The 15,301-nt window shown below is 34.2% G+C and carries 10 protein-coding genes, 1 tRNA gene and 1 CRISPR repeat array; all 11 genes read left to right on the forward strand.

Annotation, left to right across the window (positions count from 1 at the left end; genetic code table 11):
* Positions 1-55: 55 nt before the first annotated feature.
* Positions 56-127 (forward strand) — tRNA-Arg (locus tag JOC59_RS06855).
* Between the two features lie 142 nt (positions 128-269).
* Positions 270-4,289, forward strand: a complete 4,020-nt coding sequence (cas9, locus tag JOC59_RS06860; protein ID WP_205144056.1) for a type II CRISPR RNA-guided endonuclease Cas9 — start codon at positions 270-272, stop codon at positions 4,287-4,289.
* 207 nt (positions 4,290-4,496) lie between these two features.
* Positions 4,497-5,405, forward strand: coding sequence for a type II CRISPR-associated endonuclease Cas1 (gene cas1 / locus JOC59_RS06865; RefSeq protein ID WP_205144057.1), 909 nt, complete (start codon positions 4,497-4,499; stop codon positions 5,403-5,405).
* Positions 5,405-5,710, forward strand: coding sequence for a CRISPR-associated endonuclease Cas2 (gene cas2 / locus JOC59_RS06870; protein WP_205144058.1), 306 nt, complete (start codon positions 5,405-5,407; stop codon positions 5,708-5,710). Before cas1 ends, cas2 begins: the two co-directional genes overlap by 1 nt.
* On the forward strand, positions 5,707-6,369 hold the full coding sequence (csn2, locus tag JOC59_RS06875) for a type II-A CRISPR-associated protein Csn2 (RefSeq protein WP_205144059.1): 663 nt from the start codon (positions 5,707-5,709) through the stop codon (positions 6,367-6,369). Before cas2 ends, csn2 begins: the two co-directional genes overlap by 4 nt.
* A 15-nt stretch (positions 6,370-6,384) precedes the next feature.
* A CRISPR array of direct repeats spans positions 6,385-7,344; the repeat unit is 36 nt; unit sequence GCTTTAGATGTATGTCAGATTAAATAGTTCGAGACC.
* Between the two features lie 221 nt (positions 7,345-7,565).
* The gene (gene arcD / locus JOC59_RS06880) at positions 7,566-8,987 is read left to right on the forward strand and encodes an arginine-ornithine antiporter (RefSeq protein WP_205144060.1); all 1,422 of its coding nucleotides are present in this window, start codon (positions 7,566-7,568) and stop codon (positions 8,985-8,987) included.
* A 112-nt stretch (positions 8,988-9,099) separates the two neighbouring features.
* Positions 9,100-10,119, forward strand: coding sequence for a type I glyceraldehyde-3-phosphate dehydrogenase (gap, locus tag JOC59_RS06885; RefSeq protein ID WP_205144061.1), 1,020 nt, complete (start codon positions 9,100-9,102; stop codon positions 10,117-10,119).
* Between the two features lie 145 nt (positions 10,120-10,264).
* Entirely contained in the window at positions 10,265-11,467 is a 1,203-nt protein-coding gene (locus JOC59_RS06890; RefSeq protein ID WP_205144062.1) for a phosphoglycerate kinase, read from the forward strand.
* 391 nt (positions 11,468-11,858) lie between these two features.
* Complete coding sequence (locus JOC59_RS06895) at positions 11,859-12,845, forward strand: ketopantoate reductase family protein (protein WP_205144063.1); 987 nt, start codon at positions 11,859-11,861, stop codon at positions 12,843-12,845.
* 69 nt (positions 12,846-12,914) lie between these two features.
* On the forward strand, positions 12,915-13,673 hold the full coding sequence (gene tpiA / locus JOC59_RS06900) for a triose-phosphate isomerase (protein WP_205144064.1): 759 nt from the start codon (positions 12,915-12,917) through the stop codon (positions 13,671-13,673).
* Between the two features lie 119 nt (positions 13,674-13,792).
* Entirely contained in the window at positions 13,793-15,118 is a 1,326-nt protein-coding gene (eno, locus tag JOC59_RS06905) for a phosphopyruvate hydratase (RefSeq protein ID WP_205144065.1), read from the forward strand.
* The last annotated feature ends 183 nt before the right edge of the window (positions 15,119-15,301 follow it).

Below are 15,301 nucleotides of genomic sequence, written 5' to 3' on the forward strand. Positions count from 1 at the left end.
TCAAGCTTGCTTTTTGATAATTTAAAGTGTATAATTATATTTTGTTATGAAGATTGCGTCCGTAGTGTAATGGATATCACTCTAGATTCCGGTTCTAGCAATGGGGGTTCGACTCCCTCCGGACGCATTTAGGCATGTCAAGAGAATAAGAGAAGTTCAAAATTACTGTTAATGCAGAATTTTGGGCTTTTTTTTGTTGATTTCTTTATATATCATTAAAAACATATTATAATGGTATTCAAAATATGTAATTATAAGGAGCTTTTGTCATGGATTATAATGTTGGTTTAGATATTGGTGTTGGTTCAGTTGGATGGGCAGTAATAGATGATAATTATCGATTATTACATAAAAAAGGTAAAAATTTATTGGGAGTTCATTTGTTTGATAGTGCAGAAACTGCTCAAGAACGGAGACGTTATCGATCTACACGGCGTAGACTATCACGTAGACGTTGGCGGCTAAACCTATTAAATGAAATATTTGCAGCGAAAATAGAGCAAGAAACAAAGGATATTAACTTTTTTAGACGTTTAAAATATTCTTGGGTGCACCCAGAAGATGAAAATATGCATGATAAATGGCAAGTTGGAGCAGTTTTTCCTGAAAATGCTAAAGATAGAGAATTTCATCAACTGTATCCAACTATCTATCATTTACGTTTACGATTAATGCATGATACACAGAAACATGATTTACGTGAAGTATATATGGCGATACATCACATTATGAAGTATCGCGGTAATTTTTTACTAACAAATAATGATTTTAATCTAAATGCTATTTTTGATATTGAAAAATTTACAAATAATTTAAGGCTACTTAATGATGACTACACAATTAATGATTCACAAAAATTTATAGCAGAATTAGCTGATGCAACTAGTAATCGTTCAACACGAGTAGAAAGAGCGAGAGAATATTTGCATGTAGATAAAAAAATAGCCAAAGAAATATTAAATGCCTTAGTAGGATTAAATGTAAACTTCATAACAATCTTTAATAAAAATGTTGAAAAAGATGAACAAAAAGCTTGGAAATTTAATTTTAATGATTCTGACATTGAAGAGAAATTAAGTGACTTGAGTAATCTAGTAAATGATGATCAGCTTACAACATTTATATATGGTTTAAAAGCAGCATTTGATGGATTAACACTTAAAATATTACTTAATGAACAACCATCTTTATCAGCTGCTATGGTTGCAAGTTATAAAGTGCATTATGATAATTGGCATAAAATAAAGAAATACCGAAATCAATCAAATAAAAGAGCTATAAATCAAGCGTATAAACTATTACTAAGTGACAAGCCAGATGATCATCAAAAAGGCTTGAAGCAAATGCTTGGACAATTAGCTGGTTGTATATCTAAAGAACAGTTAGATAAATTTGAAAATGCTGATAGTACTAATAATTTTCTACCTCGACAACGGACTAAAGAAAATGGGACAATTCCTGTTCAATTACATGCTGCCGAACTACAAGCAATTATTGAAAAGCAAGGAGTATATTATCCATTTTTAAAAGATGTTGTTAAAGATGAACATGATAAACCACAAAATAAATTAATAATGCTACTTAAATTTAGAGTTCCTTATTATGTTGGCCCGATGGTAGAAGGTAAAAATAATACAGGTCGAGATAATGATAATCATTGGATGGTGCGAAAGACCAGACAAGCAATAACCCCTTGGAACTTAAAAAAAGTTATTGATACAGATCAATCAGCAAAAAAATTTATTAATGCGATGATTAGTACTGATACCTATTTATTAGGTGAACCTGCACTAGCTAAAAATACGTTAACATACCAAAAGTACAATGTATTACAAGAGTTAAATAATATTCGATTAGAGGGAAAACGGTTAGATGTAAATTTAAAACAGGAAATTTTAGATGAACTTTTTACTACTAAAAGTCATGTAGACGTAAATGATTTAAAAAGCTTTTTAATGTTTAAATATGGTATTGAAAAACCAATTAATGGGTTAGCAAGTGGTAATAAATTTAATTCAAACTTGTCCTCATATCATTACTTAAAAAAGATCCTTGGTGAAGAATTTGTAAATAATTCTAAAAATCAAGATTTATTAGATGAAATAATTACTTTGCAAACGATATTTGAAGATAAAGAAATTTTGGCGCGACAATTAAGATTATTGAAAGATATACCAAACGACAAAGTGGAGCAACTAGCAAATAAACATTTTACCGGGTGGGGACGGTTATCGGCTAAATTATTAAAAACACCATTTATTAAACTTAATAATAGTAGTCTTGAAAAAATGTCAATTTTAAATGTGATGTATCTCACTAAAAGTAATCTAATTGAAATTTTAAATGATAAGCATTATAGAGTGCAAGAATGGATTGATAGAGCTAACACACAACAAAGTGCTAATCAAGACCTTACAGATATGATTGATGAATTATCAGGACCACGAAATATAAAAAAAGCCATAAAAAAATCATTTAACATTTTAACAGATATTCAAAAGGCAATGGATGGAATAGCACCTAAAAATATTTATATTGAATTTGCACGTGATACTCAGCCTTCTAAACGGACTAGAAGCCGCTTTAATAGATTGAAACTACTCTTTGATCAAGAAGAAATAAAAAAAACATTTAAAGATATTAGTAAAGAGTTTAAAAAAGAAAACGATCAAACGTTACAAAATGATAAATTATATTTTTATTACATTCAGTTAGGAATGGATTTTTATAATAATAAAAAAATTAACATTGATAATCTTAGTAACTATGATATTGATCATATTATTCCGCAAGCATTTACTAAGGATAATTCATTAGATAATCGGGTTTTAGTTAATCGTTCGGCAAATAATCGTAAAAGTGATGGTAATTTAGATCAAGATATTATTAATAAATGCCAAGGTATGTGGTATAAAATGCAAAAATTAGGTCTGATTAGTGAACTAAAATTAAAGCGGTTATTAGGCGAAATCAAGTTAGACCAACAAACAGATCATTTTATTGCAAGACAATTAGTAGAAACGCGGCAAATTATTAAAAATGTTGCTAATTTAGCTAAACAACTTTTTCCTGAGAAAACTAATGTGGTTGCTATTCGTGCGGAAATGACAAGTGATATGCGTAAGAAGCTAAATATTAGTAAAAATCGGGATATTAATGATTATCATCATGCATTTGATGCATTACTAATGGCAACAGTTGGTGTGTATATGGATCGGCGAGGAATTATGCAGGCCGGAAAAGTTAATGATAATGCAGGACATGAATTTAATATTTATACGAAACAATACCTTAAAAATCTAAGGGATCAAGCCCAAAACAATGGTCAAAGAATTAAGCCATTAGGGTTCGTAATTGATGGAATGTTTAGCCCGGATGATACTAAGAGAAGCAATCGGGATAGTAGCAAAGTTGTGTTTGATAATCAAGTAGATGTTAATTATTTAAAGCATGTTATGGCATTTAAAAAAATATTATTGACTAGACCAACAAAAATTGGAACTGGGAAATTATATAAAGAAACACAATATAAGAATATGCGTAATAATCCCAAAAAAATGACGCTGATTGCAGCTAATAAAAATAAACCAACTGAATTATATGGTGGTTTCTCACATTCAACATCGGCATATATGACCTTAGTTAGAGTAGAAAGTAGGAAAGGTAATAAAAATGTTTTAGTAAAAATACCGTTAAATATTCATAATCTAATTAAAACTGGTCAAATGACTCTCGAATACTATCTAATACAAATTAAGCAAATTAAGGATTATCAGCGCATTATTTTACCGATAGTTAAATTAGATCAACTTGTAGAAAACAACGGTGAAAGAATTTATCTAACATCTTCAGAATTCCGTCATAATGCAGAAAGTCTATGGTTACCAATTGAGCTGACTAATCGTGTGAAATATTTACTTAGTAGTGAAGACGTTGACTCATCAGAAATAATGGAATTATTTAGTGCATTGACTAGTCAGAAATTGCAAGCACATATGCCAATATTTGCGAAACCATTGCAAAGAATTAGTGAATTAGGAGATGCTTTTGGCAACTTAGAGTTAAAGGAGCAACAATTATTTTTGACAAACTTAATTTATAATCTACATCCAAATAATGGCTTTAGAAAGTTTATTAAAAATAGTTTTAAACAAGAACCTGAATGGCCAAAGCTTCAAACACAGGACAATGGTAATGGGGGCCAAGTCTTGGCAGATAATGCGATGTTTATCTATCAATCACCAACCGGTATTTTTGAGAAAAAGGTTAAACTGGCAGATTTACTATAGAACAAATAAAAAGCACCCCACCAAGTTACTTAGTGAGATGCTTTTTTATGTAATGGTCTTAAGACCGAATGAACACATTCTGTGAAGCTTGGCCAAAGCCTTGCGTTACTTTAATGCTGTATGTCAGATTAAATAGTTCGAAAATTTAATCAATAGAGAGGATCAATCTCTATACACTATATAATACACGTTTTAGGAGGATTTGCAATGGGGTGGCGAACATTAATTATTACGCAACATACAAAAGTGGCTTTTCAAATGGGACAGGTTGTTATAAAAACAGTTGATCAGATATTTCAAGTGCCATTAAGTGATTTAAATCTTGTGATTATTGAAACAGCACAAGCGACAATTACAAGTTATGTAATTCAAAAACTAATTAAAAATGATGTACGAGTTATAATTTGTGATCAAAATTATTTACCAGTTGGTGAAATGATTGGCTACTATAGTAACAATCAGCGGATAAAGCATATTGAGCAACAGTTTAAATGGTCAAAAAATTTAAAGGATATATTATGGCAACAAATAGTAACAGTGAAAATGAAAAATCAACAACAAGTATTACAAAGATTAGAATTGGATAGTCTAGCTTTGGCACCTCATATTGAAAAAATACTTATCGGTGATAGTAGTAATCGCGAAGCCATAGTTGCTCGGATGTACTTTACTCGATTATATGGGAAAGATTTTGTTCGTAAAGATGACAACAATAAAATTAATGTACATCTTAATTATGGTTATCAAATTTTATTAGCAGCTGTAGCAAGAGAAATTCAAGCAGCCGGATATTTAACTGAATTGGGAATTCATCATCAAAGTTATGAAAATTTTCTAAATTTAGCGTCAGATATGATGGAACCGTTACGTCCATTAATTGATATACGCACGTGGAAATTAAGAAATATGGGAGAAATGGATTTTTCGATTGACGCTAAATTGAAATTAGTTGATGTTTTAAATATGACCGTTAATTTTAAAAGCCAAGAAATGTTAATTACGTCCGTGATTAGTGAGCTGTTAAGAGATAGTCTAGCATTTTTGAACCAAGACATTGAAGAAAGTAGGATGGACTTACTACCAAAATGGGAGTTTAAGCTAGGAGGTATCGGATAATGCGTTTATTTGTGATGTTTGATTTACCAGTAGAAACTAGTCAAAGCCGGAGAGAGTATCGAATTTTTCATAAAGCATTAATCAATGAAGGGTTTATTATGATGCAGGAATCAATATATACTCGGATTACAGTTAATCGAAAAGCTGCAGAGTTATTAGAACAGCGGCTTATGAAGCAATTACCAAAAGAAGGTTTAGTTCAAACTTTGATTGTTACTGAGGCCCAATTTAGTAGCATGCATTTTTTAGTTGGCCAATCTTCTGACGATATTCGAAATAATCCAGAGCGGGTAATTGTGATATGAAAACTTTAACAATTCATGGTTGTGAACCAATTAATTTAAATAATGGGTATTCGCAACTAGTTATAGAAATTCCAGAGCTGTTTTGGCAAGTTCAACAATTTTTAATTGGTAATGAAGGAATTGAGGGAGCTTATACCGAAAACTATAAAGTTCTTAAAGTTAAAAAAGAAGTTGTATTTATTGGTGATTTAGCTAGTTCACGTGATTATAATAATATTTTTGGTAAAAAAATTTTGGCAAAGTTACAGTTTTATTGCACTGATGATAGTCAAATGAAACTATATCAATTACAAAATGAACTAAAAACAATCATTAATCAGCAAATTTTAAATAATAATTTGCCGTTTTCAATTAGTAACGAATGGGTTATGCCAGAATTATTTAAATATTTTAAATTATCGTTATTACCACCCGAAAATCAGAGCGCAAGTGGTATAATTAGGTATGTAATTGAAACGGCAGCCCAGTTGGGGGATGATCGTCTCTTTGTTATTAATGATATGGAACGTTATCTACACAATGCTGATCACATTGATATAGTTAACATGATTAATGAGTTACATGTAAATGTACTCGAACTAAAACAAAATGGGATATGTCCTCAGAATGTTAATCCTCAGGATTTTCATCTGATTGATAAAGACTTTGTAACATTTTGACCGAACATTTGGTCAGCTTTAGATGTATGTCAGATTAAATAGTTCGAGACCCTAAGTTATACGATGAAAAATACCTTGTGTGCTTTAGATGTATGTCAGATTAAATAGTTCGAGACCACTAAAGACGGTACATTCAAGTGGGAAGCGGCTTTAGATGTATGTCAGATTAAATAGTTCGAGACCTGGTAGCATACAAAGCTTGTAACATATCAAGCTTTAGATGTATGTCAGATTAAATAGTTCGAGACCTTCTCCCAGTGCTTATCGCTCAAAATATGGGCTTTAGATGTATGTCAGATTAAATAGTTCGAGACCGCTTATAGACTTATGGCAAATGAAGGTATAGCTTTAGATGTATGTCAGATTAAATAGTTCGAGACCATTGACTAAATTAAATTTATCGACTAACTGGCTTTAGATGTATGTCAGATTAAATAGTTCGAGACCTTTTACTTACTTTTACAAAGTGGAACAAACGCTTTAGATGTATGTCAGATTAAATAGTTCGAGACCAGAGGATTATTTAGTAATTGAAACAGCATAGCTTTAGATGTATGTCAGATTAAATAGTTCGAGACCTTAGGGGGTGTCTATGATGAGGACTTATCAGCTTTAGATGTATGTCAGATTAAATAGTTCGAGACCTAGGTTTAAAGCGTCTATCTTGCCTTTCCAGCTTTAGATGTATGTCAGATTAAATAGTTCGAGACCCCATTAACAATTTTTTCGCCATCCTCGGTGGCTTTAGATGTATGTCAGATTAAATAGTTCGAGACCCCATCATTAGCCATATTTTGCACTCTCTAGGCTTTAGATGTATGTCAGATTAAATAGTTCGAGACCAAGCTTTACGCATACTAGAACGCACTGAGCGCTTTAGATGTATGTCAGATTAAATAGTTCGAGACCCAAAACTTGAGGATTACCCCCGCTGGTGCGGCTTTAGATATATGTCAGGTTAAATAGTTCGAGACGTTTAGTTTAAAAATTTAAAAAATTTCTTTTTTCTAGCAACTAATTTTGAGTTTATTTAATTAGTTGTTTTTTTATTTATCAAAAGCATGGTTAGTATTAAATTTAATAGAAAAGTTCTTATAATACACCCAATCATCAGTTAATATGCTATGATAGTTACTTGTTTTGGTAAATTTAAGTAGATATTGTCCTAAGCAATATCATGAAAGGTTTTAACAGAAATGCAAAAAAAAGGCATAGGACTAATGACATTAATTGCCTTAGTGGTAAGCTCGTCAATTGGTGCGGGAATATTTGCACTTAGCAGTGATGTTGCGATCGTTGCTGCACCTGGGGCAGTGATGATTGCTTGGTTAATCGTAGGAATTGGTATTTTAGCATTGGCACTATCATTTAGTAATTTAGTGATAAAACGGCCTGATTTAGAAGGAATATTTGCTTATGCACAGGCAGGTTTTGGGGACTTTGCTGGTTTTTTAAGTGGCTGGGGGTATTGGTTGTCTGCTTGGTTAGGCAATGTAGCCTTTGCAACGGTCTTAGTAAGCTCACTAGGATATTTTTATCCGATTTTTAAAACGGGTCATAATATTCCTTCAATTATTTTAGCATCTGTGATTGCTTGGTCATTAACATACTTTGTAACACGTGGAGTGGAATCAGCTGCTGTTTTAAACGCGATTGTAGCGATTTGTAAATTAATTCCGTTATTTGTATTTATTATTTTAGCAATTATCTTGTTTAAGGTTAATATGTTTACGAAGACCTTTTGGGGTAATGTGGGTACTAATTTTTCAGCTATTGACGTGCTTACTCAAGTCAAAGGTTGCATCATGATAATGATGTGGGTTTTTGTCGGTATTGAGGGGGCAACGATGATGTCATCACGGGCTAAAAATAAAAAGGATGCTAGTACAGCCACCATTATTGGAGTAGTCGGCTTACTAGTAATTTATAGTGTAGTATCACTTTTGCCGTACGGCTATTTGTCGCGCACTGAATTAGCTGGATTACCACGACCAGCATTAGTATATTTATTTCAACACATGATAGGCCCTATCGGTGGGGCGATCATTAGTATTGGTTTGGTTATCTCAATACTAGGGGCTTGGTTATCTTGGACGATGTTACCAGCAGAAACGGTGATGTTGATGAGTAAAGATCAGCTATTACCCAAACAATTGGCTAAGGTGAATCGCTTTAATGCCCCACATATTGCCTTATTGACGACCCAAATTTTAATTCAACTATTTTTATTTACATTATTATTCACAAATAAGGCATATGAATTTGCGTATTCATTATGTACAGCAGCGATTGTGATTACATACAGTTTTGTTGCCGCCTATCAAATTAAGTTCTCGTGGATTAATCGGCGAACTACTAAAAATGCATGGTTTCAGGTGGCAGTTGGAGTTATTGCCTTAGTCTTTGAAATTGTCGGGATAATTTTAGCGGGTGCGCAGTTTTTATTACTGGCAATGATTGCTTATATTCCAGGATTATATTTTTATGTGCAAGCGCAAAAGCAAAAAAATCCAGCATATCAAATGCAAACTAAAGAAAAAGTGATTAGTATCCTAATAATTATTTTAGGTTTAATTGGACTTTTATTATTAATTTTGGGCAAAATTAAGTTAAGGTAAGAAGATTGTGCAGAATTACATATAGTTAATGCGGTAATATTGCTTATTTCTAGTTTGTAGCGTAAAATAATGAGTGTTTAAAAAACTAAATTCTTTTGGAGGAATCTTAATTATGACTGTTAAGGTTGGTATCAACGGTTTTGGACGTATTGGTCGTCTTGCTTTCCGTCGTATTCTTGAACTAAAGGATACTGCTTCAGATATTGAAGTTGTGGCTATTAATGATTTGACTAGCCCATCAATGTTGGCATACTTGCTCAAGTATGACTCAACACATGGTACTTTAAAGGCTGAAGTCTCAGCTACTGACGATTCAATTATCGTTGATGGTAAGGAATACAAGGTTTACGCTGAACGTAATGCCGCTGATTTAAAGTGGGTTGAAAACGATGGTGTTGAATACGTACTTGAATGTACTGGTTTCTACACTTCAAAAGAAAAATCACAAGCGCACATCGATGCTGGTGCTAAGCGTGTCTTGATTTCTGCTCCAGCAGGTGACATCAAGACTGTTGTTCCTGGTGTTAACTTAGACATCTTGGATAATGAAGACGTAATTGTTTCAGCTGGTTCATGTACTACAAACTGTCTTGCACCAATGGCTTACTTCTTAAATGAAGAATTTGGTGTTGAAGTTGGTACAATGACTACTGTTCACGCATTTACTTCAACGCAAATGATTCTTGATGGCCCTCGTGGTTCAAAAGCACGTAACAACCGTACTGCTTCTGTAAACACAATTCCACACTCAACTGGTGCTGCTAAGGCTATTGGTCTTGTTATTCCAGAATTGAAGGGTAAGTTACAAGGACATGCACAACGTGTTGCTGTTGTTGATGGTTCATTGACTGAATTGGTTTCAGTACTTTCTAAGAAGGTTACTGCTGAAGAAGTTAACGAAGCAATTAAGAAGCACACTGAAGGTAACGAAGCCTTTGGTTGGAATGAAGACGGTATTGTATCATCAGATATTATTGGTGATACTCACGGTTCTGTATTTGACCCAACTCAAACAGAAGTTACAACTGCTGGTGATCACCAATTAGTTAAGACTGTTGCTTGGTATGATAACGAATACGGTTTCACATCAAACATGATCCGTACCCTTCTTCACTTTGCTACACTTGACTAAAACTAAATAGTTTTGAAAAGATGGTCTTTTGGTCATCTTTTCTTTTTGTGATTAGCTAAACAAATATGTTAAAATAAGGGCGTAGCGTATATTTGACGCTAGCTAATAAAAACAAGAGATAATTTTTTCTAGGAGGAATTCTAAATTGGCTAAATTAACGGTTTCTGATTTAGATTTACAGGGCAAAAAAGTCCTAATGCGTGTTGATTTTAATGTTCCATTAAAAGATGGTGTTGTTACTAACGATAACCGAATTGTTGCAGCCTTACCTACAATTAAGTATGTAATGGAAAATGGTGGTCGGGCCATTCTTTTCTCTCACTTAGGTCGTATTAAGTCAGAAGATGATAAAAAAGTATTGACAATGAAACCAGTTGCACAAAAATTAGCTGATTTACTCGGAAAACCAGTAACATTTGTTCCAGCGACTGAAGGTCCAGAGTTAGAAGAAGCGATTAATAATCTTAAAGACGGTGAAGTTTTGGTATTTGAAAATACTCGTTTTGAAGATGTTAAAGATGGTGTTGAGGTTAAGCGTGAATCTAAGAATGATCCAGAACTTGGTAAGTACTGGGCATCTCTTGGTGATGTATTTGTCAATGACGCCTTTGGAACTGCGCATCGTTCACATGCTTCAAATGCTGGTATTGCGGCAAACATTGCACAAACAGCTGCTGGTTTCTTAATGGAAAAAGAAATCAAGTTCTTGGGTGGTGCGGTTGAAAATCCAGCGCAACCATTCGTGGCTATCTTAGGTGGTGCTAAGGTATCAGATAAGATTGGTATTATTAAAAACCTTCTTACTAAAGCTGACAAAGTAATTGTTGGTGGTGGTATGGCATATACTTTTGATGTTGCTAATGGTAAAAAAATTGGTAACTCACTATTTGAAGAAGATAAGTTAGACTTAGCTAAAGAATTGATTGCTGAAGCAGGCGATAAGTTAGTATTACCAGTTGATGCAGTAGCAGCGGATGCGTTCAGTAATGATGCAAAAACTGTGGTGACTGATGGTGATATTCCAGATGGTTATATGGGTCTTGATATTGGGCCTAAATCAATCGAATTATTCAAAGAAACATTAAAGGGTGCTAAGACTGTTGTTTGGAATGGCCCAATGGGTGTCTTTGAAATGCCAAATTTTGCTAAGGGTACGCTTGAAGTCGGCTCATATCTTGCTACCTTAGAAGGTGCTACTACGATTGTTGGTGGTGGCGACTCAACTGCCGCTGCACAACAACTTGGAATTGCTGATCAATTAACGCACATTTCAACTGGTGGTGGTGCTTCATTAGAATATCTTGAAGGTAAAATATTACCAGGAATTGCTGCTATTTCTGAAAAGTAATTGCGGATTAAAATTTTATATTAAAAAAATCAACTCATTTATTAAAAATGGGTTGATTTTTATTAGAAAGCATCTCATAATGTTGATAACATATTACGGAGAGTGAATAGTTTATGCAAATTGTTAATTTAGAAAAACAAGTACTGATTAAGGCGTTAGTCATTATTGATTAACGGCTTACCTTTAACATGGTCAGCCACGGTATCCCAAATCTGACTTGCATGCTATTTAATTAGGAATCGATATAAGGCAAATTGCCCTATCACAGTAGCAAAAACGTCAGGTTAGTTAAAATAACCTGACGTTTTTATGTAGATTGATCTTAATTTGTTTTGAATGTTTGACAGACCTAATCTTTTAGCAATATGAATAAAAAAATGAGGTGATAATAATGAAATATACAGTAGTTGGTGCCGGAGCAATGGGCCTTAGATATGGAATTTTGTTACAAGAAAATGCGCACGTTGAAGTAGATTATGTGGAACCTACCGCAGCTAGTCTTAAACGAATTCGGGAACAAGGGAATCAAGTATGGAAAAGCCGTGATCATCAAAATCGACATCTCCTACCGGTAAAAATTTATTCACCAGAAGAATATAATGGCGATCCAGATGTTTGGATTTTCTTTATGAAACAAATGCAATTAGAAGATGCTCTTACACGCTTAGCACCTAAATTTAAGGAGCATCAAACGGCTTTAGGGGCAATGAATGGGATGGGGCATATTGAGAAACTACAAAAATATTTTGCAGATGAGCGAATTATTGGTGGTACTGCGATGATTGCAACTATTTTAAATGACTATGGGGACGTTGACTTTATGGGTGCTGAAGGAGCTGGGTCGAGTGCGTATGCTAATTTAACAGAGCAAGATTCAGCCGTGTTAGATGATGTTTTGGTTGATTTTAAGGCAGCACATTTAAATCCCACAAAATCAAATAACTTTATGGGGACGCTCTTAACTAAAGTCTTTTTTAATGCTGTTGAAAACTCAATTGCGACAATGTTTCAATCACGCATGGGTGAGCTAATGGCTTATGATAATTTTCTTGAAGGGATTGCGCGCCCATTAATTAATGAAGCCTATGATGCCGCTGAAGCAGCGGGGTATCAACTACTTGAAACACGTGAGGAAATGGTACAACAAGTGGATTATGTCTCAAATGTTGCTAATCCGCTACATTTTCCATCAATGTATCAAGACTTTGTGAAGGGTCGCCCAACTGAAGTTGACTATATTAACGGTTGGATAGTTGAACTGGCTAAGAAAAATGGCCTTAAAGCTACTAATCATGAGCTTGTAACAAATTTTGTGCATTTAGCAGAAGCGATGCGTAAATACCGCAAACCAGTTGATCAAACACATGACAAGGTTTAACACTAGACAAACTTACCCCAGATAGTTAGCTAATATGCTAAAATATAACTATTATGGAGGTGGAATCTTATGCGAATACCGTTCGTAGCAGCTAACTGGAAAATGAATAAGACATTACCAGAAGCCTTAGAATTTTTAAATGCAATTAGGGGGCAACTCCCTCCGGAAAGTGAAGTAGAATCTTTAATTTGTGCCCAAAGTTTATTTTTAAGTCAAATGCTTTTTGCAACTAGTGATCAACCATTAAAAATTGGTGCGGAAAATGTTTATTGGAAAGATAGTGGTGCCTATACAGGGGAAACTAGCCCTAAAGCCCTTGCTAGTTTAGGCGTTGATTATGTAATTATTGGTCATAGTGAGCGCCGTAAGTATTTTCGTGAAACTGATGAAATGATTAATAATAAAGTGCAAGCAGTCTTAAAAAATAATATGTTACCGATTATTTGTGTTGATGAAACAATGGGTCAACGTGAAGCAAATGAAAAAGTCCATTGGGTAGTTTCGCAAGTTATCGAGGCTTTAAAAGGGGTGTCACCAGAAGAAGCACAAAAAATCACGATTGCCTATGAACCTTCTTGGGCAATTGGTACCGCGGCTGCAACGGCAAAGCAAGCGGAAGACGGGTGTTATTTAATCCGACAAACCATCGCTGATATGTTTTCTGATGAATGTGCAGAACAGGTTCGGATTTTATATGGTGGTTCAGTTAAGCCGAATAATCAAGCTGAATTAATGGCCATGCCAAATATTGATGGTGTTTTAGTAGGTGATGCTTCTTTAGATCCGGCCATTTTTTTAAAGCTCGTTAACTATCAAAAAGAAGTTTAAAAAGAGAAACATGTGAAATTGTGGATTATCTAAATGATAATCATTGTATTTTTAGCGTAAAACTTATACAATTAAAGACGGTAAAAGATAAAAATAACCGAATTCAAGGAGATGTTAAAATGTCTGCAATTACTGATATTTATGCACGCGAAGTTCTTGACTCACGTGGTAACCCAACTGTTGAAGTTGAAGTATATACTGAAGAAGGCGGCTTTGGTCGTGGAATTGTTCCATCAGGAGCTTCAACTGGTGAACACGAAGCAGTTGAATTACGTGATGGTGATAAGAACCGTTACATGGGTAAAGGTACAACTAAAGCTGTTGATAATGTTAACAACGTTATTTCAAAAGAAATTGTTGGTTACGATGTAACTGATCAAGTTGCTATTGATAAGGCAATGATTAAGCTTGATGGTACTGAAAACAAAGGTAAATTGGGTGCCAATGCTATTCTTGGTGTTTCAATTGCCGTTGCTCGAGCAGCTGCTGATGAACTTGGCGTACCATTGTTTAACTACCTCGGTGGTTTCAATGCGCACGTTTTACCTACACCAATGATGAATGTTATCAATGGTGGTGCTCACTCAGATAACAAGGTTGATTTCCAAGAATTTATGATTATGCCTGTTGGTGCATCATCAGTTAAAGAAGCAATCCGGATGGGTTCAGAAACATTCCATAACTTGAAAAAGTTATTGGCTGCTGATGGTAAGGCAACATCAGTTGGTGATGAAGGTGGTTTTGCCCCTGATTTTGCTAACAATGAAGAACCATTACAATACTTGATTAAGGCAATTGAAGCCGCAGGTTACAAACCTGGTCAAGATATTGCAATCGCGATTGACGTGGCTTCATCAGAATTATGGGATAACGAAACTAAGAAATACAAGTTACGTTGGTCAACTGGGGATGAATACACAACTGCTGAATTCATCTCATATCTTGAAGGTTTGACAGACAAATACCCAATTATTTCAATCGAAGATCCTATTGATGAAAATAACTGGGATGATTGGAAGACTATTACTAGCGAACTTGGTAAGAAAGTTCAATTAGTTGGTGATGATTTCTTCGTTACTAATACTCAATACTTGAAGAAGGGTATTGAAATGGGTGCTGCTAACTCAATCCTAATCAAGGTTAACCAAATTGGTACTTTGACTGAAACTATGGAAGCAATTGAAATGGCTAAAGAAGCAGGTTACACTGCTATCGTTTCTCACCGTTCAGGTGAAACTGAAGACACAACAATTGCTGACTTAGTTGTGGCAACTAATGCAGGTCAAATTAAGACTGGTTCAATGTCACGGACTGACCGAATTGCTAAGTATAACCAATTAATGCGGATTGAAGACTTGTTGTCAGAAAAAGTTGCTGAATATAAAGGCATTAATGCTTTCTACAACATCTCAAAGGATGCGCGCGAAGCTATCGAAAACAAGTAATTGCTTGTGGTTTACTCGCCTTTTGCCACCTTGGTAAAGGGCAGTATAGCCTAAAAAAGTAAATAAATAAGTTTAAAGGCAACTAATTCGGCTCTTTGTCAAATGGTACTGATAGACTAAATAATTAAATTAATTTATTAAGCAACTAATTCATAATTTGGATTAGTTGTTTTTTTGTAATTT

The organism is Periweissella beninensis (assembly GCF_016908275.1).
Lineage (GTDB): Bacteria > Bacillota > Bacilli > Lactobacillales > Lactobacillaceae > Periweissella > Periweissella beninensis.

Bases quoted from the DNA above. Each gene is read 5' to 3' on its own strand.
- cas9 (WP_205144056.1), top strand. From the start codon at position 270: ATGGATTATAATGTTGGTTTAGATATTGGTGTTGGTTCAGTTGGATGG.
- cas1 (WP_205144057.1), top strand. From the start codon at position 4,497: ATGGGGTGGCGAACATTAATTATTACGCAACATACAAAAGTGGCTTTT.
- cas2 (WP_205144058.1), top strand. From the start codon at position 5,405: ATGCGTTTATTTGTGATGTTTGATTTACCAGTAGAAACTAGTCAAAGC.
- csn2 (WP_205144059.1), top strand. From the start codon at position 5,707: ATGAAAACTTTAACAATTCATGGTTGTGAACCAATTAATTTAAATAAT.
- arcD (WP_205144060.1), top strand. From the start codon at position 7,566: ATGCAAAAAAAAGGCATAGGACTAATGACATTAATTGCCTTAGTGGTA.
- gap (WP_205144061.1), top strand. From the start codon at position 9,100: ATGACTGTTAAGGTTGGTATCAACGGTTTTGGACGTATTGGTCGTCTT.
- JOC59_RS06895 (WP_205144063.1), top strand. From the start codon at position 11,859: ATGAAATATACAGTAGTTGGTGCCGGAGCAATGGGCCTTAGATATGGA.
- tpiA (WP_205144064.1), top strand. From the start codon at position 12,915: ATGCGAATACCGTTCGTAGCAGCTAACTGGAAAATGAATAAGACATTA.
- eno (WP_205144065.1), top strand. From the start codon at position 13,793: ATGTCTGCAATTACTGATATTTATGCACGCGAAGTTCTTGACTCACGT.